The organism is Methanomassiliicoccales archaeon, assembly GCA_014361295.1.
Taxonomy (GTDB): domain Archaea; phylum Thermoplasmatota; class Thermoplasmata; order Methanomassiliicoccales; family JACIVX01; genus JACIVX01.
Genome location: JACIVX010000003.1, coordinates 1 through 23,921, shown reverse-complemented (window position 1 = coordinate 23,921; position 23,921 = coordinate 1). Strand labels below are relative to the sequence as shown.

28 protein-coding genes are annotated in these 23,921 nt (G+C 42.9%); 6 read left to right on the top strand and 22 right to left on the bottom strand.

Features of this window, described 5'->3' with window-relative positions:
* Positions 1 to 86 precede the first annotated feature (86 nt).
* Genes H5T41_09270 through H5T41_09260 form a run of 3 tightly spaced genes read left to right on the top strand, consistent with a single transcriptional unit; the run spans position 87 to position 2,544 of the window.
* The gene (locus H5T41_09270; GenBank protein MBC7108952.1) at positions 87 to 419 is read left to right on the top strand and encodes a TIGR04076 family protein; all 333 of its coding nucleotides are present in this window, start codon (positions 87 to 89) and stop codon (positions 417 to 419) included.
* Complete coding sequence (locus tag H5T41_09265; protein ID MBC7108951.1) at positions 376 to 1,449, top strand: 50S ribosome-binding GTPase; 1,074 nt, start codon at positions 376 to 378, stop codon at positions 1,447 to 1,449. Before H5T41_09270 ends, H5T41_09265 begins: the two co-directional genes overlap by 44 nt.
* Before the next feature lie 6 nt (positions 1,450 to 1,455).
* Entirely contained in the window at positions 1,456 to 2,544 is a 1,089-nt protein-coding gene (locus H5T41_09260; protein MBC7108950.1) for a class I SAM-dependent RNA methyltransferase, read from the top strand.
* Between the two features lie 6 nt (positions 2,545 to 2,550).
* Here H5T41_09260 and H5T41_09255 read toward each other — a convergent pair whose 3' ends face one another.
* From H5T41_09255 to H5T41_09245, 3 genes are all read right to left on the bottom strand, one after another.
* Entirely contained in the window at positions 2,551 to 3,228 is a 678-nt protein-coding gene (locus H5T41_09255) for a fumarylacetoacetate hydrolase family protein (protein ID MBC7108949.1), read from the bottom strand.
* Between the two features lie 78 nt (positions 3,229 to 3,306).
* Positions 3,307 to 4,458: a tryptophan--tRNA ligase gene (locus H5T41_09250; GenBank protein MBC7108948.1), complete on the bottom strand. Its 1,152-nt coding sequence runs from the start codon at positions 4,456 to 4,458 to the stop codon at positions 3,307 to 3,309.
* Positions 4,459 to 4,585: 127 nt separating this feature from the next.
* A complete protein-coding gene (locus H5T41_09245; GenBank protein MBC7108947.1) occupies positions 4,586 to 5,971 on the bottom strand; it encodes a CoA-binding protein in 1,386 nt (461 codons plus the stop codon).
* Between the two features lie 138 nt (positions 5,972 to 6,109).
* On the opposite strand from H5T41_09245, the gene H5T41_09240 reads away from it, so the two are divergent.
* The 3 genes from H5T41_09240 to H5T41_09230 are packed head-to-tail and all read left to right on the top strand — an operon-like array spanning position 6,110 to position 7,595.
* Positions 6,110 to 6,691: an ArsR family transcriptional regulator gene (locus H5T41_09240; protein MBC7108946.1), complete on the top strand. Its 582-nt coding sequence runs from the start codon at positions 6,110 to 6,112 to the stop codon at positions 6,689 to 6,691.
* A 24-nt stretch (positions 6,692 to 6,715) separates the two neighbouring features.
* The gene (locus H5T41_09235) at positions 6,716 to 7,021 is read left to right on the top strand and encodes a DUF211 domain-containing protein (protein ID MBC7108945.1); all 306 of its coding nucleotides are present in this window, start codon (positions 6,716 to 6,718) and stop codon (positions 7,019 to 7,021) included.
* 13 nt (positions 7,022 to 7,034) lie between these two features.
* Positions 7,035 to 7,595 carry a winged helix-turn-helix transcriptional regulator gene (locus tag H5T41_09230; GenBank protein MBC7108944.1) on the top strand — a complete coding sequence of 187 codons (561 nt, stop codon included), beginning with the start codon at positions 7,035 to 7,037 and terminating at the stop codon, positions 7,593 to 7,595.
* On the opposite strand, the gene H5T41_09225 is transcribed toward H5T41_09230, so the two are convergent.
* From H5T41_09225 to H5T41_09135, 19 genes are all read right to left on the bottom strand, one after another.
* Positions 7,592 to 9,034, bottom strand: a complete 1,443-nt coding sequence (locus H5T41_09225) for an NAD(P)H-hydrate dehydratase (GenBank protein MBC7108943.1) — start codon at positions 9,032 to 9,034, stop codon at positions 7,592 to 7,594. The genes H5T41_09230 and H5T41_09225 overlap by 4 nt on opposite strands.
* 117 nt (positions 9,035 to 9,151) lie before the next feature.
* Positions 9,152 to 10,546 carry an NAD(P)/FAD-dependent oxidoreductase gene (locus tag H5T41_09220; GenBank protein ID MBC7108942.1) on the bottom strand — a complete coding sequence of 465 codons (1,395 nt, stop codon included), beginning with the start codon at positions 10,544 to 10,546 and terminating at the stop codon, positions 9,152 to 9,154.
* 469 nt (positions 10,547 to 11,015) lie between these two features.
* Positions 11,016 to 11,264: a hypothetical protein gene (locus tag H5T41_09215; GenBank protein ID MBC7108941.1), complete on the bottom strand. Its 249-nt coding sequence runs from the start codon at positions 11,262 to 11,264 to the stop codon at positions 11,016 to 11,018.
* A 46-nt stretch (positions 11,265 to 11,310) separates the two neighbouring features.
* Positions 11,311 to 11,652, bottom strand: coding sequence for a hypothetical protein (locus H5T41_09210; GenBank protein ID MBC7108940.1), 342 nt, complete (start codon positions 11,650 to 11,652; stop codon positions 11,311 to 11,313).
* Positions 11,649 to 12,269, bottom strand: a complete 621-nt coding sequence (locus H5T41_09205; protein ID MBC7108939.1) for a molybdopterin-dependent oxidoreductase — start codon at positions 12,267 to 12,269, stop codon at positions 11,649 to 11,651. The genes H5T41_09210 and H5T41_09205 overlap by 4 nt, the downstream gene beginning before the upstream one ends.
* 211 nt (positions 12,270 to 12,480) lie before the next feature.
* The gene (locus H5T41_09200) at positions 12,481 to 12,759 is read right to left on the bottom strand and encodes a hypothetical protein (GenBank protein MBC7108938.1); all 279 of its coding nucleotides are present in this window, start codon (positions 12,757 to 12,759) and stop codon (positions 12,481 to 12,483) included.
* 414 nt (positions 12,760 to 13,173) lie between these two features.
* A complete protein-coding gene (locus H5T41_09195; protein MBC7108937.1) occupies positions 13,174 to 13,575 on the bottom strand; it encodes a hypothetical protein in 402 nt (133 codons plus the stop codon).
* A 33-nt stretch (positions 13,576 to 13,608) separates the two neighbouring features.
* Entirely contained in the window at positions 13,609 to 14,553 is a 945-nt protein-coding gene (locus H5T41_09190) for a hypothetical protein (GenBank protein MBC7108936.1), read from the bottom strand.
* 388 nt (positions 14,554 to 14,941) lie between these two features.
* The gene (locus H5T41_09185; GenBank protein ID MBC7108935.1) at positions 14,942 to 15,499 is read right to left on the bottom strand and encodes a hypothetical protein; all 558 of its coding nucleotides are present in this window, start codon (positions 15,497 to 15,499) and stop codon (positions 14,942 to 14,944) included.
* Between the two features lie 13 nt (positions 15,500 to 15,512).
* Complete coding sequence (locus H5T41_09180; GenBank protein ID MBC7108934.1) at positions 15,513 to 16,490, bottom strand: hypothetical protein; 978 nt, start codon at positions 16,488 to 16,490, stop codon at positions 15,513 to 15,515.
* The gene (locus tag H5T41_09175; GenBank protein ID MBC7108933.1) at positions 16,483 to 17,475 is read right to left on the bottom strand and encodes a DUF4855 domain-containing protein; all 993 of its coding nucleotides are present in this window, start codon (positions 17,473 to 17,475) and stop codon (positions 16,483 to 16,485) included. The genes H5T41_09180 and H5T41_09175 overlap by 8 nt, the downstream gene beginning before the upstream one ends.
* A gap of 164 nt (positions 17,476 to 17,639) precedes the next feature.
* The gene (locus tag H5T41_09170; protein MBC7108932.1) at positions 17,640 to 18,203 is read right to left on the bottom strand and encodes a [protein ADP-ribosylglutamate] hydrolase; all 564 of its coding nucleotides are present in this window, start codon (positions 18,201 to 18,203) and stop codon (positions 17,640 to 17,642) included.
* A 4-nt stretch (positions 18,204 to 18,207) separates the two neighbouring features.
* Positions 18,208 to 18,684, bottom strand: coding sequence for a hypothetical protein (locus tag H5T41_09165; protein ID MBC7108931.1), 477 nt, complete (start codon positions 18,682 to 18,684; stop codon positions 18,208 to 18,210).
* A 2-nt stretch (positions 18,685 to 18,686) separates the two neighbouring features.
* Positions 18,687 to 19,643: an AAA family ATPase gene (locus tag H5T41_09160; protein MBC7108930.1), complete on the bottom strand. Its 957-nt coding sequence runs from the start codon at positions 19,641 to 19,643 to the stop codon at positions 18,687 to 18,689.
* 150 nt (positions 19,644 to 19,793) lie between these two features.
* Complete coding sequence (locus H5T41_09155; protein MBC7108929.1) at positions 19,794 to 21,068, bottom strand: amidohydrolase family protein; 1,275 nt, start codon at positions 21,066 to 21,068, stop codon at positions 19,794 to 19,796.
* Positions 21,069 to 21,166: 98 nt separating this feature from the next.
* Positions 21,167 to 21,679: a hypothetical protein gene (locus H5T41_09150; protein ID MBC7108928.1), complete on the bottom strand. Its 513-nt coding sequence runs from the start codon at positions 21,677 to 21,679 to the stop codon at positions 21,167 to 21,169.
* Between the two features lie 29 nt (positions 21,680 to 21,708).
* On the bottom strand, positions 21,709 to 22,167 hold the full coding sequence (locus H5T41_09145; GenBank protein MBC7108927.1) for a hypothetical protein: 459 nt from the start codon (positions 22,165 to 22,167) through the stop codon (positions 21,709 to 21,711).
* Positions 22,168 to 22,173: 6 nt separating this feature from the next.
* Complete coding sequence (locus H5T41_09140) at positions 22,174 to 22,857, bottom strand: hypothetical protein (GenBank protein MBC7108926.1); 684 nt, start codon at positions 22,855 to 22,857, stop codon at positions 22,174 to 22,176.
* A gap of 182 nt (positions 22,858 to 23,039) precedes the next feature.
* Positions 23,040 to 23,813: an S-methyl-5'-thioadenosine phosphorylase gene (locus tag H5T41_09135; GenBank protein MBC7108925.1), complete on the bottom strand. Its 774-nt coding sequence runs from the start codon at positions 23,811 to 23,813 to the stop codon at positions 23,040 to 23,042.
* Between the last annotated feature and the right edge of the window lie 108 nt (positions 23,814 to 23,921).

Here is a 23,921-nt window from a genome sequence, read left to right as displayed (position 1 = left end):
CCACCGGATAATATTTAATTCTCAATATAAAATTCCTAGTTAAGTATTTTAGGCTTTATTCCTTATTTACCTTTTGGTGGTAACAAGTGGAAAAGCTAATAATAACGGTTGTAGAGATTAAAGGGAAGTGCCCTGTATTTAGGGTAGGCGATAAGATAGTCATAGAAGGGCCAAAAGTCAACTTAAAAGAGACAGACGCCATCTGCACTCATGCATTTGCGTCTTTCCTCCCATATATAGTAGCACTGCGAAAAGGTGTTAAACCCAAAGATATAGGGTTGGGTGACGAAGAAAAGGCATATGTTCAGTGCCTCGATCCTGGACCACCATATACAAATGGAGGGACAGTAATATTCGAGATAACGGTGATAAGAGATGAAGCAGAAAAAGGCGTGGAGAATTGTGAAAGAAGCGATTAAAGAGGGAGATATTATAGTAGAGGTAGTTGATGCGAGAGACCCTATTGGAACGAGAAACCTAAAAGTAGAACACCTCGTCCAAGAGGAAGGGAAGAAGCTTCTCATAGTGATGAACAAAGCCGATTTAGTCCCCAAAGAGTGGGCCGAAGAGTACAAAAGAAAACACAGGGACATTCCAATAGTGTTCATCAGCGCAAGGGAGAGAGCTGGGACAGGAATTCTAAGGAAGGAGATAAAGAAGCTTGCAAAAGAACTCCTCGAAGAAGGCAAAGAAAAAGTGAAAGTTGTCCTAGTAGGCTATCCCAACGTTGGGAAGAGCACAATAATAAACGTTCTAAAAGGTAAGCACGCTGTGGGGACAGCACCGATACCGGGGTATACAAAAGGAAAGCAGCTTATTAGACTTTCAAAGAAGATATGGTTAGTTGATTCTCCGGGGGTCGTCCCAATTGATGACTTTGACGAACTCGTTATTAGGGGCGGCTTTCCGGCAGACAAGATTGAAGATCCTGTCAAACCAGCACTAAAGCTTATAAAAAGGGTTTTGGAGACCAGAAAAGAAGCAATTACCGAAAAATACGGCATAGACGAGTTTGAGAATGAGGAGCAGATTCTTGAAGCCATTGGCAGGAAGAAAGGGCTCCTGGAGAAAGGGGGCAAAGTTAATCTGGAAGAGACTGCCCGCTATTTGCTGAGAGAATGGCAGACTGGAAGGTTTACCCTCTTTGGAAAAGAAGAAGAGAAAAAAGAGTCTTTCATCCGGGATTTTGAAGAAATTCTCGACGAAATCGAGAAAGAGCACCTCTTAGACCCAAGGAGGATACTCTGGAGATATGGAGAGAAGTTAACCCCCGATAACAAGAAGCGGGTTGGATTTAGAGAGATTGAAGGGCTCACAGTGGGGATAGCAACAGGATTTAAAAAGTGCGACTCTGCAATAAAATTCCTCGAGGAAATAACAAAGAAAAAGGTCATCGCAAGCGAGTGCTTTGGGGGGAAGTGGAAGGGCGTAGTAGCAATTCTGGAGTGATGGGGAATGAAGTTCATATTAACAACCTCGCAGGGGATTGAAGACCTAGCGAAGAGAGAAGTTGAAGCCCTTACTGAAAAAGCCGGCTTAAATGGGAAAGTGGAAGAGAAGCCCTTTGGAGTTGAAGGGAGAATAGCAGCGGAGATTGAAGAGGCATATTATTTTGATGAAAAGAGGAAAAAGAGAGAGTTTGAGATAGCCTCATTTTTGAACGAAAATTCCAAGCTTTTGCACAGGGTTATCCTCCATATTTCCTCAACGAGGCTTAACAGCTCGGAAAAAGAAAAAGCCCTTCAGGAGATTTACGATTTTGTACTCAACACCCCTATCGAAAATTACGTGAAGGTAAGTGAGAGCTTCGCAGTCAGGAGCTTCAGAAAGGGAGAGCACGAGTTTACAAGTGTAGATATTGCGAAAACCGTGGGGAGCGCTATATACGAGAAGCTTTCAAAGATCGGGACACCAAAAGTAAACCTAGACCACCCCTCAGTAATTTTCAGAGCAGAGGTCATTAATGATGTCTTCTTCCTAGGGATAGACACAACCGGCGACAGCTCGCTCCACAAGAGGCCTTGGCGCGTTTACGACCACCCAGCCCATTTAAAGGCAAGTATAGCCAACGCAATGATAGAACTCGCAGAGCTGGACGGTGGGAGTGTTTTAGACCCAATGTGCGGGAGCGGGACAATCTTAATTGAGCTTGCCCTGCGGGACTACGAGGGAAGGATTATCGGCATTGAAAAATACAAAAAACACTTAACCGGTGCAAAAATGAACGCTCTAGCGGCTGGAGTGCTGGAGAGGATTGAATTCATTCACGGAGATGCCACAAAGCTCTCTCAATACGTTGAGAGCGTCGATTTTGCCATAAGCAACCTCCCCTATGGGCTGAAAATAGGAAAGAAAAGCCTAATTCCAGAGCTCTACATGAAGTTCTTTGCTGAGCTTTCAAAAGTTTTGGAGAAAAGAGGGGTCTTTCTGACCACAGAGAAAGGGGCCATAGAGAGGGCCTTTGAAGAAAATGGATTTACAGTCATCCACCACCGCCTAGTGGGTCACGGTGGGTTGATGGTTCACCTTTATGTTGTCAAATAAAGAAAATCAGCAGAGAATCGAGCGCTCAGCAAGCACCTCCTCCCTTAAAATTCCAATCCCCTCTATCCACGCCTCCACAACATCGCCGTGCCTTAAAGGGCCAACGCCTTCGGGAGTTCCAGTGGCTATAATGTCTCCGGGCTCAAGGGTCATTATGCCTGAAACGTACTCTATTATCTCGTCTATCTTGAATATCATCTTGCTCGTCCTTGAGAGCTGCCTTACTTCACCGTTAACCTTGAGACCGATTTCAAGGTCGTCAACGTTTATTTCCCTCTTATCAACAACTCTCGGCCCTATGGGTGCAAAGGTGTCAAAACCCTTCGCCACAGTCCAAGGAAGGCCCTTTTTCTTTGCTTCCGCTTGAAGGTCTCTAGCGGTTATATCCATTAAGATGGTATAACCCAGAACGTAGTCCATGGCCTTCTCCCGTGGGATGTTCTTGCCCCTCTTTCCTATAATCACGGCAAGCTCAACCTCATGGTCAACACGGTTGCTCCTTCTCGGCAGGATTATCGTTTGATCAGGCCCTATCAGGGCAGAAGGAGGCTTCAAGAAGATTACCGGTTCTTTGGGAATTTCATGCCCAAGTTCTCTTGCGTGCTCGGCGTAGTTCCTTCCAAGGCATATTATCTTGCTTGGCTTAACTTCATAAAACGTGTCTCTAAATGGCAGGCGAATCATGTGATCACCAACTAAAATTGCAACTCAGAGCTTATAAACCATTACAGAAGCTTACAAAATTTTGAAAAATAAGAAAAACTATTTTCTTAGAGGCTCAGGGATAGCCTTCTCCCACTGCTCCCTAGCCAGCTCTCCGGTGTACTTAAACTTCTCAACAAGCTTTTTGGCTTCTTCCCTCTTCTTCTGGTGCTCTCTTAAAAAGTTCTGGATCTTCTCTATCAGATACCTCTTGCACTCACCGCACAGTACTTCTCCATTCTTGCATGCATGATACCTCTCAAGTAAGGCCTTGTCATCGGGCTCAAAGAATATCTCAAGCCATTTGAACACAACGCACTTATCTGGCTCTCCTCCAAGTTCTCTCTGCTCTTTTGCCGTAGCCCTTCCTCCGGTTAGGGCATACTTCCATATTTTCTTCCCTGCTTCCTCCGGGTCGTCTGTGAGGTAAATGGCAGTTTCTGGCTTTGAGGCACTCATTTTGCCTCCCAAATCCATCAAACCGGGGACGAACTTTGAGTGCAGAGCGGCTGCTTTGTAATATCCCAGGCTTTCGGCAAAGTCTCTCTGTATTCTCCAATATGGGTCTTGGTCAATGGCTGCCGGAATAAGGGAGCGCCTTTTCTCAAAGAAAGTAGGCGCAGCTTGAATTGCTGGATAGAATATCATTCCGATTTTGCTCTGGTCGTTAAACCCAAAAACTGCCCTTGCCATTGAGTAGGTAACTTTTTTTGCTATCGGAATTGCCATCTCGTAGATTTTTGTAAACTCGCTGTCCTGGAAAATGAAGGTTCTGTCCGGGTCAAAGCCTACAGCAATGATGTCGAGAATGTTTTCATACGCCCACTTCTTAGTCTCCTCAAAGGTTAGATTGGGCTTGAAGAGGAACTTCTCATCGTCTGTTATTTGAATGTACAGGTTAACTCCGAAATTCTCCTGAAGCCATTTTGTTGCAAAGAAGGGGATTATGTGTCCGATGTGCATCGGCCCACTTGGGCCTCTCCCCGTGTAGAGGAAAAAGCCTCTACCCTCTTCGTAGTCCTTGAGTACAAGGTCATAGTCTCTATGGGAGAAGAAAAACCTCCTCCTAAAGTATATCGGAAGCTCACTTTTGGTAAGCTCTTTGGTCTTCTCAAGCAGCTCTTCGGTGAGCGGCGTCGTTCCAAACTCCGTAATGAGCCTGTCGTAATCTACTACACCCTTTACTTCCCATGGAGTTACCTCAAATTCCATCCAGAACACCTCCAGAAATCAAACTAACCAAAAGAGGAATCCAGATTTCATCACCAAAGCCAAAAGCAATCACCGTGCATGGTCTAAAAGTGGAAAATAAAAATATAAAGTTTTCCCCAAGGCAACCCTAAATCGTCTCTCTAAGATACCGCCCGTACTTGACCAAAGCGTAAACCGCATCAACCCCATCCTCGACTGTTTCAAAAACCGGTACTCCTGTCTTTTCTATTCTTCTCGCCATCCTCTCCGGGAATTCACCACCGGGAGCTATGAAAACTATTGGCTTTCCGTACTTCTGCATTTCGCCCACTTTTTCCACGATGCCTTCATCTAAAGCCGGGCTCTGGAAGAGAGCTATAACAACCAAAACATCAACGTTCTCATCCTCTAAAGCATAGCGCATAGCAATCTCATATCTGCTAGAGGGAGCGTCTCCAATTATGTCGATGGGATTCCTGTAACTCATGTGGTACGGGAGCTTTCCTTCTTCTATCGCCCTGGCGAATTTCTCTTTGGTCTCCTCACTGAGCTCGGCCATTTTTAATCCTACCTCAAGAATTCCATCGCTCATCATTACTCCAGCTCCGCCACCGTTGGTAACTATTGCCACCCTGTCTCCTTCTGCTGGCTTCTGCATTGCCAGCACCTTAGCATAGTTAAAGAGCTGTCTCATGCTTCTCGCTTCTAAAACCCCTGTCTGCTCAAAAGCGGCTTTATAAATGGCATAGCTGCCCGCCAAGCTGCCGGTATGGGAGGCGGCAGCTTTAGCCCCAGCTTCAGTCCTTCCGCTCTTAAGAATTACTACGGGCTTCTTTTTGGTAGTCTCTTTAGCAACTCTAAAGAACTTCCGTCCATCTTTAACTCCCTCAAGGTATGCCGTGATAACCTTAGTGGCCTCATCGTCCTTCAAATACTCCATGAAGTCGCTCTCATCAAGGTCTGCCATGTTTCCGAGGCTTATGAATTTGCTCATACCGACTTCATGTCTTGCAGCCCAGTCGAGGATAGCAGCCCCAAAGGCACCGCTCTGGCTCATAAAGGCTATTCCACCAAATCCCGGTCTTGCTTGCCTTTCCGGTGGATTGAATGTGCAGTCGAAGCCGTTTTCAATATTTGTGATGCCCAAACAGTTGGGTCCCACGACTCTTATGTTCCATTTTCTCGCAACTTCAACGAGCTTCTCCTCAAGCTCTACGTTTCCAGCCTCTTTAAAGCCTGCAGAGATTACAACAGCCCCCTTTACTCCTTTCTGACCACATTCCTCAAGCACCTGAGGGACAAACTTCCCGGGAATCGCTATAACTGCAACATCAACTTCTTCCGGTATCTCTAAAACGCTTTTATACGCTTTAAGCCCCATGACTTCGGTTTCCCTAGCATTTACCGGATAAACCTTGCCCTTAAAACCAAAGTTTATGAGATTTTTCATTATAGCGTTTCCAATTTTTCCCTCTTTGTTTGATGCCCCAATAACAGCAACGCTTTTCGGATAGAACAAGAAGTCCAGATTCATGCCCTTTCCCCCCACAACAGTGACCATATCTGGTGTTTGATGTGGGAATTTTACATTTATAAAATTTTCCAGATTTGGGAAAAGGTTATATTCTATAACGTTCAAATTCTTATTAAAACGTTAAAATTGGTGAGGGCAATGAAAAAGAAGGTTAAACTAGTCACAGACCCAGAAGTGATAAAGCTAATGCTTGAGGATACAAGAAGACAGATATTGAAGTTGCTTAGAAATAGGGAGATGACCATTTCACAGCTCAGCGAAATCCTCGGGAAAACTCCGCAGACAATCTACCACCACATCGAGAAGCTAAAGGAAGCCGGCCTTGTGGAGGTAAAAAGAACAGAAATGAAAGGGAACTTGGTGGAAAAATACTACGGAAGGACTGCAGACGCGTTCTACATAAATCTATACCTCGGAGATGACGAGCTCAGATACCTAGCCAGGTCAAGGTTGAAGACAAAGCTCGATATCTTCAAAGCCCTTGGCTATAAATTCGATGAGGAAGAGCTTTTGAACATAATGGACAGACTCCTAGAGAAAGAACATTCCTATACAGCAAAAATCTCTGCAGAGATGGAGGAAAAAGAGGACGCCCTTAAGGAATTCTCGGATGAGGACATAATCCACGCCATTGACTGGCTCACCATGGCAGAGCTTGGAAGGGATGAGGAGGCAATAGAGCTCTTGAGAAAGCTTGGAGAAATACTTAAAAAGGAGTAAATTCAAATGGAAACGGGATAAAAAATGGCAAAAGGCATTAGACTTCTCGTGTTAGATGTGCTTAAACCTCACCAGCCCATGGTTACTGAACTGGCTTTGGGGTTGAGTGAGCTGAAGGGGGTAGATGGTGTTAATATTACCCTCGTGGAGATAGATAAAGAAACGGAAAACGTAAAGATAACCATCGTTGGGGACAATCTGGACTATGAAGAGATTGTAAGGACAATAGAAGAGTTTGGTGGAGTTGTGCACAGCATTGATATGGTTGCCGCAGGAAAGAAGATTATTGAGGAGAGCGAAACCCCCCAAGACAAGCTAGAAGAGTTTTGAGAGCAGAGGACTCATGAAAGAGGTACTGATTGTTACCGATCCTGAGAAAATTAAGCTGCTCGGGGATAGAACAAGGCTTGAGATAGTCAATCTGCTTAGAGAGCGTCCCATGTCCGCTTCCGAATTAAGTGTCATACTAAAAAAGAGTCCTTCAACAATATATCGGCACATAAACCTTCTTGAAAAAGCAGGATTTGTTGAAGAAGTTGGGAAAGATGGAAACGAAACACTCTACCGAAGAACTGCAAGGATATTTTTGATTGCACCATATCAAGATGGGGACGTAACAACACCAACAATGAAGGCTATTCATCGTCAGGAGGCGGAAACACTCTATAATATATTCACGAATGCAGGATTTGAAATTGACGATAAAAATGCTTTCATAGAGGTTCTTGAAAGATTCCTGACAACAATAGAGAGGCTTTCAAGAGATTTAATCAAGCGACTGGAGGGTTTTGATCTAAACCCGATAGAATTCATCCACCTCATGAACCTCCTGGTATTGATAAATTCCCCAAAGCTTCAAGAGGAAGCAAAAGAATTAAGAAAACTCCTAAAATTGGAGGATTAAAATTCAAGAACCCATTTGATAGCAAATGGAACTTTTTTAGCCACGTCCAAAGCGGTGAAGTTTTCTCCCATTTCATCTTTTACCGTATCCCCAGCTATGCCGTTGAGAAAAGCACCAACACTTGCAGCTCTTAAAGGCTCGTTGCCCAGTGCGAGCAAAGCCCCAACTATTCCAGCGAGCACATCTCCAGTTCCTCCAGTCGTCATGCCCCTGTTTCCAGTTTTATTGTACTTCCAGATTTTGCCATCGCTTGTTATATCGTAAACCCCTTTGAGCAAGATAGTGCCACCCACTGCATTGGCTTTTTCCATTACAAGCTTTGCTTTCTCTTCAAGGCTTCCTTCGGGCTTTTCCCCAAACAGTATCCTGAATTCACCAGCGTGAGGCGTCAAGACGAATTTCTTACCCTTAAGAACGTCCAAATCCTCGGCGACAGCCTTTAGGGCGTCGGCATCTATAACTACTGGTTTCTCACACCAGCGGAGGAACTCGACTACAAAGTCCTTAGTCTCTACTTTTTCCCCAATTCCTGGGCCTAAGACAACTGCATCAACACCATCAGCAATTGTCAGAACGTCCTCAACGTCTTCCTTTGTGAAGTTTTTGCCATCAAAGGGGCGCAAAATTATGTTGGGATCATTTATTCTTCTAGCGGAGTATTCGGGCATTGCTAAATACACCAGGTCCACTATGTAGCTCGCAGCTTTTGCTGCCAAATATGGAGCCCCAAAATAGTCCTCGCTTCCCCCAATTACAAGGAGTTTCCCGTTCTGCCCCTTGTGCTCGCCTTTCTTTTGTAAGGCAAATTTTGCATCTCCCGGGCCTACAAGATGATAAAGTTCTTTAGGATATCCAATCTTTGCTACAACCCTTTTAAAGTCCCTATATTCTTCTTTGTCCCATTGAAAAGTTACTGCAAAGTCGCACTTAACGCGGACATCACTCGGATAACCGCTCGGAAGGTCAACGCTCACTATCTTGGCTTTTCCAGCGTATTCGTTTATTTTCTCCACAGCAGAACGTATGGGCTCGCGAGGTTCTCCTTTGCTCCCTGCTCCCAACAGAGCATCGACTATAACATCGAACTCATCGAGATTTAGGGGTTTTATCTGACTTGAGTCCTTGAGAACTTTAATTGTTATGAAATCAAGATGTTTGAGGATTTCCCAGTTGTGTCTCGCTTCATCACTCCTTATCTTTATTTCATCTCCTACCAAGAAGAGAGTAACATTGTTCTCAAAGCTCAAATGTCTAGCAGCAACAAAACCATCGCCACCATTGTTACCCGTACTAGAAAAGACTGCTATTTTTAGGCCCTTACCAAACTTCTCCTCTATAACCCTTGCAACCCCAGCACCAGCGTTCTCCATGAGCTGGTAAGGGGTTATACCGAGCCATTTCGCGTTGATATCCCAGATGTAAACGTCCTCGATTCTCATAAGCCACCACCCCATGGAAATTCGGAGTCCATAACTTTAACTTTTTCTCCAGAGAGTTCCTCACAGTAGAAAGGCAAGTGCGTTTCCCATCCGAAAATTTAGAAAGAAGGCCCATCTTCAGAGCCTATAGAACTCCTCAAGGTTCAAGAGCTTTCTCCCAATTATTGCCTCAATCGCAAAGAGGGCAGAACTTGCACACCCATCCACGCCGGAGCTAAGCTCTTGAGCTGAGTCGCCAGCAACGTAGAGGTTCTTTATTGGCGTTTCCGGGCCAAGTCTCCTCTCCCAGTACCAGTCAATAGTTCTCCCGATTCCGTCCACTATTGGGAACATGACCTCCGCCTTCCAGTCCCAGTCGTTCTCAAAGTCGAAGTTGGGGAAGAGGGCCTCTAAATCAGCCACCATCTTTTTCGCCAGCTCCTTCTTGTTAGTTTTTTCATCGGCCAGAACCGCTATGCTTAGAGGGTAATTCCCCTCGGGGGCCTGCTTGAGTTCAGGACTCACTTCGTAGATGAGATAGTAGGAGTCCACGTTCTTAACCTCCGAACGGGGCACCATTATCCACGTCCCCACGGGTTTTTTTGTAAGGGGTCTTTTTGCTCCTCCTATGATTAGGAAGAGCTTTGTGGCCTCTTTTTCTCCTTCCCTAAGTCTCTCCGCGAACTCTTCGGGAAGGTTTTCCTCCTTTATCAGGTGAAGGAGGTAGTAGGCGGGTGCCGCGAAGAGAACCTTTCTCGATTCAATGGTCTTTTTACCGATCTTTAGTCCCTTAGCTTCTCCATTTTCAACGATTATCTCGGTCACGTTTGTCCCGAGGTGCACCTCTCCGCCGTTTTCCTCTATCGTTTTCCTAAGGGCCTCCGCTATCGCCCCCACTCCTCCCTCCGCGGAAAAGAGGGGAGTCTTATAGCGTTTAATCCCCCTGAGGTAGGCCTTCATGCAGAGTATAAGATCCCCTGCGGAGTTCCTTTCGGTGTCTATTATCGTCTGGTAGCCCGCAACAAAGCCGTCCGTGAAGAGCTCCCTTGCGTTCTCATCGAATCCAAACTCATCATAAAGCTCCTCCAGCGGCCTGTAGGCCCATTTTTCCATAACCTCCCCAAAGCTAACCTTCTCTACGTAGGAGAGGAACTTCCTGAGCCTGAGCTTTGACCTTAGAGGTATCCATGGATAGGCTCTGAGTTGTTCCAAAAACCCAACCGGGGGCTGGTAGAGCCCGCCGTTTTTGTAGAAGTAAGGCATGTTGAGGGGTACAAACTTGAAGTGCCTCTTCGCACCCAGCCTGTCGAGGATGAACTCGAGATAGCTGTTGGTGGCAAAGACGTGGTGCCCAAAGTCAACACGGTAATCCTCCCTCTCCGCCCACCCCCATTCCTTTGGGGTTCTTGTGGCGGCCCTTCCACCAACGAAGTTGTTCCTTTCGAAAACCGCTACACGGTACCCCTCCTTTGCAAGGAGAGAGCCTGCAAGCAGACCAGTAAAGCCAGCTCCAACAATAGCAACATCGTACATTCTAAACACCCAGAATTTTAGGCTTTGTAAGTATTTAACTCTTGTGCTGAGTGAACAGAGGAAAAAGAATCTTGGAAAAGTCTAATTACTGATAAAAAGCGATCCTTCTCATTCGAGGGATTGTGTGAGGAGCATTGGAAAGAAGCTAAGGAAGTTCTTGAACTCGAAGAAGTCCATCCTCGTTTACGGGGGTGGAAGTTTCGACCATCCTCTCGGCTAAATAGTACAGAATTTGAGAAAACTGCATAAATCCTCAAAAGATAAAGGGATTTTTCAAGAACTCATCTCTGCATGCTTAAACTGGCTTTTCTTGTTGCTAGCACCCCGTCCTCAATGCGCATGAGCACCACCACTAAAAATTTGTAACGGACATCATAAAAGACTATCTTTCCCTGCAGAAAGAGAGGAAAGGGGAAAGAACAAAAAATCCCAAGAGATAAATAACAAAATCATCAACCCAATTCATAAATTACTGGGGCTTCTTTTGAAATTTTTCATCTTTAGGTCGAGAAGAACTCAATAGCTCCATTATTATAATAAACAAAACTGAAACGAGGTAAATAACCAAGAGATTCCTGAATTTTTCTGTTGGTGGCACTGCATGAGTTGCTACTGGGTGGGGAAGAAGCTGCAATATCCCATACCCAATTATGGCAAAGCCAATAACAATAACCAACATAACACCGAAAATCAGTTCCCTTGTAACCCCCGAGGACATTCAGACCACCAAGAAATGGTGAGTACTAAAAAACAAAAAAATTACTCTAAAAAATTTCCCCAAGTTCTGTTATTGTTGCTACCCACACTACATAGATAACAATAAACAAAAGCAAATAGCTTAAGAAGAGCCTCAACCTTCGATTTCTTATTTTCTTAAGTCCAAAAACCTCAAAACCAGCATAGGAGTGGACAAGGAGCAAAACAGAGAAGCCATATCTTATAAGCCGGTATGAATGGAGCGTTGGAGCATTCTGGTATGAGACCAAGCCAAAAGTAAAGATTGAGATCACCTTAGGGCTTACAATCCCATATCCCGTGATAATAAGAATAAAAGAGAAAACAAAAAGCGGAACCGCTGTAAGTTCCACAATCCTAAATGGCCTCATGGCTTTTCACCAATATATGCATCATCCGGATAGCCTTCGCTCTCGTAAGTTCCCAAGAAGTTGTAATCCACAACCTCTATCTTAATCAAATACTTGATCCATTTGTATCCCCACATTCCAGGGGCTATAAGACGGGGCTCAATGGGCTCGTTATTAAACTCGTAGGCTACTATCAGCTCATCATTTGTAAGGGCTTCCTCAAGGGTAAGATCGGTTTTGAACCCATCTCTGGCGTAAAATGCCACTTTTATTGCTCTATCTTTTACTCCTGCTTGCTCTAGAATATAAGACAACTTAACTCCCATCCACAACCCCTGTTTTCTAGCCTTTCCTGGATAGGCAACGCAATAAAGCTCAGAAAAAACCGCTGTTTGCGGCATCTCCTTAAGTTGTGAGAGGGTGATGTTCATGGGCCTTTCCACAAGCCCAGTGATTTCGATAACCCATTCCTCAGAAGCATTCAAAACTTTGGGGCTGGATGAGCTTATCTCTGAAAAATTCTCGGTTTTGGGAGAGGCCGTTGAAGAAGGAGCAGTATTAATGCTGTTCCACCTTGCCACTGTAAATACTACCAAAAAAGCAAGAAAAATTGCACTTATGAAGAGTTTTTTCTTCAAAGGGTCCACCGTTCTTTGATAAGGGAAAGAAAGTTATAATCTTAACTGGACATTATTGGGAAGTTGGACTTGAGTAATGCAACAGTGAAGAGGATACCCCTCTATGCTCTGCCAAGAGAGTTGTGGACATGTTTTAAAACCAGTATAAACCCAACCAGTGCACTCAAATACCAAGGAAGAACGAAGAGTGTTAATCCCAGTGAAGTTCCGCTTAAAGCGGCATAAGGCAACTCAAAACGAGTGCCATGATGAAATAAGCAAAGAGAAGTTTTACCGGAAAGAACCCCTTCCGCAGTATCATTATGAGATAAACTTCCAGAGCACCCATGAGGAGGATGTAGCCGGGGATGGTGAACCTCGGCAGGGGTAGATTCATGAGAAGAGGAACGTTGTAAAAGAGCACTATTCCAAGAATATCCATAGCTGAGATGAATCGAAAGGCGAGCCTGAACATTAGTAAGAAAAAGAACCAGGTTCTATCCAGATCCATGAGGTACACCCCCGGAGCTCTTTCCCAAAAACCAGAGGATTATACTCCCTCCAATCCCTATCAAAGGCAGAGAGTAAAGAGCCTTGAAACCGATATTGATATCCAACAGGAGAAGGAGAATAAAACATAGCAGAGATGCAGGGATTCCCCTATTCTCATTCAAAAAAAGTTCATAGACACTGTAAAAAGGAAGCACCACAGAAACCAAGTATAAAACTGTCTGCCAGAGGGAAAGAGCTGTAAGGAGAGGAAAAATCACCCAGATAATCATAACATGGCAAAGGAGAAGCAAAGATAAAAGAATCTTTAAAGGGGTTCTCAGCTCCATGATGTACACCACTCCTTCTTGCTCATACGAGGATTAGAGTCCACAGTATTGATTCCATACGTTGCCTAAATAATTTCTCCTCACACTCATGGCATCCTAAAAAGTAATTTTAGAGAAGTCACCAAACCCGCAAGGGCACTGAGATACCATGGGAGGACAAAGAGAAATATACCGTCAAAATACCCGGTTAATAGCCCTTTAAACTGGGCATACGGAAATTCAAGCACTGTAGCTGTACCAAAATATACCAAGAGGGATTTTAACGGTAAATTCTCTTTTCTTAATGTCCAAAGTAGGCCAACTTCAATGAAGAACATTCCTAGAAGATACGGAAGCAGAAAACCATGCGGCATTTTTGATAACAGAGGGATATTTAAGAAGAAAACTGGAAATAACTCTAAATCCAGAAAAATCAAAAAACGAAAGGCAAGTCTCAAGGCTATTAGGAGGGGAAGCCAAACTTCAAGGTTTTCGTTTTCTTGGTTCATATTATCCCCACAAAATGGAATGTATTAAAGGTACTAATCCCATGATGTGTACCACCATACTTTCTCCATGGACGGGTTTGAATCAATTGTATCCATTAGATGGTTCCACGTGTTGCTCACGTAAATAGCAACGCCTGAAGAATAAGGCCTTGTGCCACTATAATGGTTGGGCCCATCCACAGCATAGGTTTGTGGCTCCTCACAGTAGTTCCCATGACAATCGTAGTCGCCACTGAACGTTGATGGAAACTCTATAACTCCATTTTCAACTTTAATACTTTCTATATCCTCACATCCGTAGGCATCGTCTCTTCCGGGATAATGATCGCATCTGTATCCGTCGTACAAGTCATCCCAAAACGGATCCGGGTGATCCTCGTCGTAAAAGTGAAGTTCATACTGAACGCTACTGGATGTATAGTATACTACTATTTTAAACAAGTCATTCTTTCCATTAACATTGTATCCATTTCCACCATCATCAACTCCACTGCCCCCATCTATATCCACCCGTACCTGCACCCACCAGTGGATCGGGTAGGGAATCGAAGAGCTCATTGAAGCGTAGTAATAGTCATAGACTTTACCATTAGTCTTAACTGAGGTAACCTTGATAGGCTTTACAACCAACACCTTAGCGTTCTTGGGATAAAAGCTCTTCTGATAGAGATAGGGGACATAATCGCTTACCAGCAACCGCTTAAGGGTTTCCCTCTGCTCAGGTGTGAGGTTTTTAGCATGTTCAGCGATCTCAATATCAAGCTGTCTGCCGAACTTCTTCAAAACGAGATCGGTGAGTTCCTCCACAAAATGCGGATCGTTGATAGTCCTCTTGGTATGTGCTATATCAATCTGACCCTTGACAAAAAGACCAATGGCCGTCCAGCTGTCCACGTCAGCCCGAGGTAGAGCGCTAACAAGCTCTGAAAAAACAAAAATCAAAACCAACACTCCAGCCAAGAGTCCAGCCCGCTTCAAGGACATCACCATTGGGCATTGGGCATTGGGCATTAGGCATTAGTCGTATATATAGTTTTCTATTTTCAATAGTGTGAATTGAAAAATCCAAGATAGAAAATAAAGGGATTTTAGCCCCAGCTAATCAGGTCGTCAGGTTAAAATTCGAAATCTATTCGATACTCAGCAAACACTACAGGATTTTCAATTCCTGTGAATCTAGAGCTCATGAAAAAGGTACTGTCAGGATGGGCTATGGGGAATAATTCCAAAGTTAAGCTCTATACGCTTTCCCGTACATCAAATTTAGTGAATAAAAGTGAGCATTAGTTCTGTGCATTCGCCATATCTAACTGTACCGGTGATTTTTACACCCTGGCCTTGGGGGGCTAAGCTGAAGCCCTAAGCGTCACCCAAGTAAAGCAATCCACAAATCTCCTTTTTCGACATGCATGAAGATAAAGGTTAACGTATCTCCGTTTGGGAGTTTTATGGATTTGGAACTAACCACGACACAGAACGAATCCAGCTGGAATGGGACATACCAGTAGGTGAAAGAACTTATCATTGCACTCCCTTTGTAAATTTTGAAGTCAATTTCATGTCCCCCGGTTGTTGTGAGGTTCTTTAGTTGCTCCCAGATAATTTTGTACTCCCCACTGTTCGCCTCTCCAGAAAAACTAACGTTCCAGATGCCCAGAACAGTGTATCTGTATATCTTGCCGCCCAGCTTGAGGGTTGTTCCATTTAGGACGGTCATGTTCAAATACTCTGGCTCGCTCCAAGGGGCTAAAGGCTTCTTTAAAGTTGTGTTGCATTCTTTAATGTTTTTCTTAGCCTCAGTGAGAAACGCCGTGACTTCCTGAGCCGGTTCCGGATGAGAGGAATGGCCTGTCGAAGCCCGGTTTATGCATAGAGACGAAAAAACCACCAAAGAAATTAAAAAAATTGAGAGAAATGCTTTCATTCTCACTACCCCTTTAGTTGTCCTTTACTTGGTGCAACTTTTTTAGAACCAACGGCATGATCATTAAGAGAAGCAAAGTGCCGATACCACATATCTCCTTCTTATTTTTTTCTGTTTGAGCTTGGCTGGGATTACACTCCGGAAGTTCTTGCATATCCGTGCTCATGTCAAGATGTCTTAGATTCTCTCCATCATAGAAGAATACAAGTGGCAACTCCGAAAGGAAACTGCCTTTCTCAGCCCTAATCTCGCCAGGATAGTAGATGAGAATCCCTCCATCAACGGGCAGTGCATATAGGGCAGAGAGGGCTTTGGAAAGCTCCTTGCCCTCAAAAAAGTCTGAGAAATGCCTTTCAAACTCGAAAACGGGAATTTTGTAGTTTGAGTTCGGAAAAGTTACGAAGCCGTCATGAATTTCTCCTCTGATACCCTCCAGACTCCTCCTATTCTCCGCGAAGAAGTAGTCCAAAACGGGGCTTTCCGTGCAGTTGGACACCACCGTGCCGTTCTGAAGCTCCACTCTCGTGCAGTTCCACGCCAAGTCAGCACATCCCTCAAAGCGGTAAACCCTCGTCTCGGTCTTCTGGGCGGTAATCGTAAAGTTCCGGGCTTCACCGTTGATAATCAATGTAATATTTTTGTAGGGAATAATTTCCTCCCTGCGCTGCAGAATATAAAAAGTCCCATTAATCTCAGCCATTATTGAAGGCTCGCCTAGTAGGAGATTGCTTCTTCCCAAAAAGAGCAGGTTGCTTCCATTGAAAAGATAGTAGAGGTCGTATTCCCCATAGGGCATGTTACGCCTAAGTGTCTCCTCCCCCGCAACCCTCTCGCATATCCATTCAGAATGGTGCACAATAATAAATGCATACCCATTGCCTGGCAGGATTGAGGTTATCGAATATGTTTCGTAAGGTTCACAGGTCTCACCGGAAACTAAGGGTAGAACAAGCAGCAAGACTAAAAACGAGATTCTGAAATGGTTATACATAATTATCCCCCAATCTTCTAGTAAATCCATTCATTTCACTAATAACATTCAGGTCAATGCTGAGATAATATGCTCTGTTCGGATATAAACCTCCCAAGACATCCTTCTGTGCTTTAGTGTAGTGGTATGCTATGGTTTTAGCTTCAGTTGTGTACTGGCTTAAACATTCTGGACTAAATGTTGGGGCGCAGTATTCAAGAAGGGAAATCCTAAAGTTTTCTTCTAGGTGTGTATGATCAATATAGTAAAAGAGCAAACTTTGATCGGCCTCCATTTCTATATAGATGTTGAATGCATCGTTCTCATTCTTTAGATTCTCAAGTTTTGTTAGCCACTCTTTAAAAACTTCATAAGTATATGGGATGTAATCATTAGCTCCCCTTGCAATAGCTCCTCGTTGGTAGTAGTTAGGTTGTACAAAGACATAGTCGAAGAGGCCTGCAAGACTGAAAATATTGGTTTTCTCGAGTACCAATGTACACGCTGAGGGTATCCATATAAGCTTCTTGTTTAAGTTTCTCACATAAGCTGATATTTCTTCAATGTCTTCCTCATACACTGTCCCATCGCTCACTTGCCATGCATCCTCTAGGCTCCAGTAAAATCCCTTTAAATTTCCTCCAGTCGAATCTAAAACTCCATCAATCCATCCTTTCCAGTAGGACACTCCTCTAACACCCTTGCTGGAGATATTTGTATTATTCAATATGGGGATAGAAGCAAAATAGTCAATAGCACCCTCGAAATGTCTGTTTAACCAGCTTCCAAACTTGTTTCCATCATAATATCCATCATTATATGAATATCCTTGTTGTGGAGTGCCCTTCCCTTCACCGTCAAGAACTACTGCATAATTGAACCCCAACTCTTTAAAGTTATCAATGGTTGCAGGGATACCCTGCCAATTTTCATCTCTTCCTTTTATCATTCTTGACTCGTATTCACCTCCATTCCACTTGACCCACCATAATCCAAAGTTTGCCATGTGGTATCACCACTGATAGATAATGCTACTTGTTATAAAAATTTTTCTATTACTATAAGTTTGTTTAAAGTATTCAACAAATTAAATCAAACAAATAATCAAAACAAGTTGGAAAAGAAGTCAAGTAGTTAGTTCGGCAGAATTAGATTTATCAGCAAGAGACATTAAACCGTCAAAGTCTTCAAAGCCCTCTCGTAATCCTTCTTAGAGTACAGCACCAGATAAACTTCCTTAACGCTTTTCGCTTCTTCCGAAAACTCCTTTACCATCTCGACAAAAGTCTTCACAACCTCTTCAAAGGGACAGCCATAGATGCCAGCACTTATAGCCGGGAAGGCTATGCTCCTGACTCCGAGCTCCTCAGCCTTTTTTAAAGCCCCGAGAATGGCTTTTTTGAGCTTTTCCTTCTTGTCTTCATCCCATCTGCCACCGCAGTAGGGCCCAACGGTGTGGATGACGTACTTTATGCCATACTGCTCCATTTTCATTGCGGGGGTTACGACGACTTCCCCATGCTCGATCCAGTTTCTTCCAATCTGCTCTTTCATGGCTTCTTTGCTTATCCTTATGTATTCTCTAACATCGCCAGCAGCTTTTGCTATTGCGTAAGCAACCCCGCCGCCGTGTTCTAGGTATTTGTTTGCGGCGTTAACTATTGCTTCGGCTGGAAAACGGGTTATATCGCCCTGAACGACTTTAAAAATGAGGTTGTCAAAACGGAGTTCCATAGTTTCACCACCTCAAGAGATGGCTTTTCAGGGCTAAAAATCTCCCACTTTTGTCAATAAGATCTTCTAAAAGCCTTTCAAATTTATCAAGATTGCTGTTTATAACCTTATGCAGATCATTTCCATCTCTTGGAAGACCATATCTATTCAAGCTGACTTTGGCTTCCTTAGAGGCTTCTACTATCCATTCTTCAAGTCTTGGAGAAAGGAGTATTACAAAGTTGTTGTTCTCTTTATCAAGCAGAACTCTGAGACCAAGTTCTTGTGAGCTTTCAATGGTCTTTAGTTTCCTAATGTAGCGTGGTTGAATACTGAACGGATCCTCATCTACCACTCCAGCACTGTTTACACTTTTACCCAATCTTTTACATACTTCGCTCTTCGAACCGGCATGAACAATCTTTCTTTTAGGGACACCCATCTTTTGAAGGAGTAGCTTATCAGGATTACATTCCACGAAAACAACATTCTCAAATTTCATAACTACTCCTCCAAGAATCTATCAATATTAAAGAAAACATCGAGTTCAAGGCTCATAATGTCTTCTAAGTCGCTTTTACTCAGAGGCTTCATCTTTGTTTGGTAGTCCTCAAAGTAAACCACAAAGACGTTGATATCTTTCAACGGAGTCTTTTCAAGCACAGAAAGAAGAAAATATGGGTTGTGAGTTGATATAAAATACTGATTGCTCTCATCTAACGCTATTCTCTCAGCTAAAAACTTGGTGTAGTATGGAAAAGCATGAGTCTCAGGTTCTTCAAACACTAAAATTGAATCTTTATTGGACTCAATAGCCGCTAAGTAAAAAACAACTCTCTGCAGAGTGTCTGAGACTACCGAGTATGGGTAGCCTATAAGGACGTCCTCCAAAAGCTTCACAACTTCGATTTTGTTCTCCTGCGGTTTGAGAACCAGTTTCAACCCATAGGGCTTGAATATCTCTGCAATAGTTGATTTGAGTTCTTTGTTGGTCAGCAAAATTGTTAATAGATTTTTACCATCTGGAGGTAACAGAGATTCTGGATTCCGTGCATAGAATTCACTTAATTTTTTAAAGCGATAGAACTTGAAATTTCTCAACTTTTGAATAGAGGCAAGACCTCCAACTTGTCTACCCACATATTCTAGCTTTATCTCGCCCAAGTTCCCATATTTTCCAACAAATACAGATCCATCGAACTCCATTGTAAACTCCACTTGATCAGCAAGAATTCTTACGGCATTATTCAGCTCATTGTCATAGAACAGGTTTGCAGTATTTTCAAATCTAACAAAATCTCTTAAATCTCCACCATAAGCCCCAAAAGACAGTATTCCAATGGCTTCCAAGACATTGGACTTTCCCACGTTAGGCTTTCCAATAAAAATATTTACACGCTTACACTCAAGGTCAAGATCCTTAATTGATTTAAAATTTTGAATCTTGAGGCTTCTAATCATGACACCCACCAACGAGATTAATGATGTCAGAATATTTAGGTTTTGTTCTTCGTTATTTTTAATCGGAACAACAAAAACCTCAAAGCAAATGTACAACAAATATTTAGTGTAAAAGAACTTGTGTCACACTCTGAAATAAAAAACAATACTCTATGAAAGCTCATCGACTATCTTCTGAACCTTATCCAAAACTTTTTCCTCATCAACGGTCAAAACTTCTCCATCGAGCATGACTATTTCCCCGTCTATTATGGTTGTCTCAACGTCGTTTCCGTTGGCCGAATACACTATATGGGAAATTATGTTGGTTATCGGCCTTAGGTGAGGCTTATTAAAATCAATAACGACAATATCTGCAAGTGTCCCTTCTTTTATGGCTCCAGCGTCCAAATTGAGGGCTTTTGCCCCGTTTTGGGTAGCCATCTTAAAAACTGTTCTTGCATCGGCAAGGGTTGGGTTTAAATTGTGAACCTTGTGGAGGAGAGAAACTAGTTTCATCTCCTCTATCATGTCCAAGTTGTTGTTGCTTGCAGCTCCATCCGTGCCCAGTGCTATGTTAACTCCAGCTCTAAGGAGCTTCTCCAAGGGCATTACCCCACTGCCAAGCTTCATGTTGCTTGCAGGATTATGAACTATCGTAACTTTCCTTTTGGCTAGGATTTCAATCTCCTTGTCAGTTAACCACACTCCATGGGCCGCTATGACATCGCTTTTCAAGAAACCCAACTCGTCCAAAAACTCTACTGGAGTTTTACCGTATTTTTCCTTTATCTGTTTTACCTCATCTCTTGTCTCGTTTATGTGTATTGTTATTCTCTTTTTACTTTCATCGGCTTTTTCCCTGACCCATTTCAAAAGCTCTGGAGAGCAGGTGTAAGGAGCGTGGGGCCCAAAGAGGAACTCTATCCTTGAAGAATCTAACTTCCCGATAAACTCCAAGAGTTTGAGAGTTTCTTTGATCTCAGCATTCCTCTTTTCTTCATCTCCAAGATCCACCATGCCGTAGCTCAGATAAGCTCTTATTCCAGCCTCCTCAGAGGCCTTTGCAACCCCTTCCATGTGGAAATACATGTCAACAAAAGCTGTTGTTCCACTCTTTATCATCTCAGTGATTCCAAGGAGGGCGCCCCAGTATATGTGTTCCGGCTTAAGTTTTCTTTCCATTGGCCAGACGTAGTTTTGAAGCCATTCCATAAGGGGCAGGTCATCAGCAAGACCCCTCAGGAGAACCATTGGGGAGTGAGTGTGAGCATTCACGAATCCGGGAGAAATAACTCTCCCTTTAGCGTCAATCACATAATCCGCTCCGAGATTGAGGTTTTTCCCAACTTTAGAAATTCTGTTCCCTTCAATGTAAACATCGGCCTTGATAACGTCAAGGTTCTCACCATAGATCACGTAGCCATTCTTTATGAGAATGCTCATGGAATCACCTTTTCTTTTTAAAAGGGTCTAAGAAATGAGAAATTATAAGCCTTTTGCTGATGAAGAAAGAGAAAAGACAACGAGAAATACTCACAGCTCTAACCAGTTGCCTTTAGTTTTTTGTATTCTATTGTTATTGTTTGTTCTGCTTGTTTTATTGTGATTTTGGCTGGTAGTTTCCCGTTAAGTTTGACTTCATAAGTGAGCATTTCCGGGGTTTTGGGTTTCAAAATTAAAATATCGCCGTTTTTCATGATGTTAAAGTTCTGGAGGTTGTTCAGTATTGCCACAAATGGGTCTAAGGCATTAACATCAGTTATTGTCGCATTAAGGATAAAAGTGGTATTTGAAGTAATAACCCTTTGAGTGTTATTCTCAATGATGATTTTCTGAGCTAAGGATCCGTTAACATAATCTTCCCTAATTATTTTATCAGGCTTCACAAAAATTACATGACTTTCAAAGGACTGATTGCCAATCTTGATGATTTCTTGAGCCTCAAAGGACTTAACGGAAGCCCAGTATAAGGTTATGTCTTCAACTGAATAACTCTGAGAAATGCACCCTAAAACAATAGCACACAATAATAAACTAAATATTAGCCTTTTCATTGTTCTCACCCTGTTATTTGTTAAGATGTTCAACGCATGACACTAAAAACAAGCAGGGAGACAGCTAATCCCACAGCAAGAGAAATCAAAGCAGCTAAAATTAATCTTGTAAGATCTTTTAAATCCGTAATATAATTTACATTCTCGAGCCCTACTAACCTTATAGATATTGGGGAAACAGCATACATCAGCAAGATAGCCAGCACAAATGAAAACGCATTGCTCTTAGACGTTCCACCTTTCAAAAAATAAAACACCATACCAATTCCAAGTAAAATGTACCCTATCATATATGCCTTTCGGGAATAGTCCCTTGCATTTGTAATGTCTCTAAAGGCAATTTTATTTATACCATACCCTAGAACCAACCAAAAAACAAGCCACAATAATGGTGCAAAGCTGGAATAGTTAATCATTGCATAAACAACAACACTACTAAAAAATAAAAGTATAAACAGCTGAAGGATGATGCCCCCAGTTTTTTCCATGCTACATCACCTACACCGATAGATACAGTAAGCTCCTACCCCTCCTACACAACCAATACATGCTAAACATGTATAAGGATGCCTAATGTAATAACATCCAACACATACTGGACAGCAAAGATCACATGGCCCTGGAGGCAGTCCCTCAACAAAACATCCAGCACATTCACTCGCAATGCACCTAGCTACACATCCCCAATTTACAAGAGGCTCAACACTAATTTTAGTGACTTGCCCATTTTTTAGTGTATAAACTACCTTTGAACCATTAGTTAGTTCTTCAACAACTGAAATATGATCGATATTTTTGTACTTAACATGTACAAGAACCGCTCTAGACTCAACTAGTTTACTTCTTAGTGGAACTATTACAATCGAGTACGTTTTTCCATATACAGTTACTAGGATCGCTTTTGAATCCCAGAGAAGCGGCTTCATGCTTGGGAGTTGTTGTAATAATATTCTTGTGCTTTCATAATTAAGGATCTGTACGGCTCCTAAATATGCCGTTGCTCCTTTAATTTCATGAACTTGTGCATCCTTTGTGACATTCCCAGAACAGCATGGACATGTTGGGATTTGTTGAACAGTTGGTGTTTGTTCAGGAACACCCTCCACACTTGCTAAAGCTGGGCTAACCACTAAGCCCAGCATTAACCCCAACAGCACGAGGCTCAAAAACCTCTTCATCGAACCACCTCAAAATTATGAACGAAAATTCATATTTAAGCTTTACGCTTTACTATAGTGTTACTATTTTTTTTTTTTTTTTCAATGCGTTCTGAAAGAAATTACTTAGGGAGTATTCAACCAACCACAAAACAAATTAAATGGGGGGAAATAAAAACAACTCAGAAAAGTAATAATAAAAATCAAACAAAAGCATTCTTTAAAACATCAGCACAGCCGCACTTTCTCTCTTCTGGGATCTTTGGAATTCCTGCCTTTAAGAGCTTCCTAATTTTTTCATTGTTTTCCTGCATGACTTTAAGCACTTCTTGAGCATCCACTGGCTTCTCAGCCCAGACATCGTAGTCCGTAATTGCTGCAATGTTGACGTAGCACATGCCGAGCTCCCTAGCAAGATTTACCTCCGGCACAAGGGTCATTCCAATTATGTGGGCATAGTTTCTGAACATCATCGATTCTGCCCTCGTGGAGAACCTTGGGCCTTCAATACATACATAAGTCCCTTTTTCGTGCACTGGGATGTTTAATTCTCTGGCAGTTTCGTAGAAGATTTTCCTCATCTCCGGACAGAAGGGATCTGCCATTGAAACATGAGCAACCCTTGGGCCGTTGTAGAAGGTGTAGTCCCTCTTTTTTGTGAAGTCTATAAACTGGTCTGTTATAACGATGTCTCCCGGTTTGTATTCTTCTCTAAGAGAACCAACCGCAGTAATACCAATGATTCTCTCAACCCCTACTTCTTTAAGGGCCCAAATGTTTGCCCTGTATGGAACTTCGTGTGGAGGGAACTCGTGATTCTTTCCATGTCTGGGAATAAATGCAACTTCCACACCCTCTATCTCTCCTATTTCCACTGGAGCCGAGGGCCTTCCATATGGTGTGTGCACTTTTACTGTCTCTTTTGGCTCAAATACACCATAAACACCGGATCCACCAATAATTCCTATTCTTGGCATTTGACATCACCATCCGAAGTATAGAATATTGCAATATTTAAGTTTTCTTAATTAAATTAAAAAAGAAAAACTAAGAGAGTTTACTATCCACCAGGAACAATCTTGGGG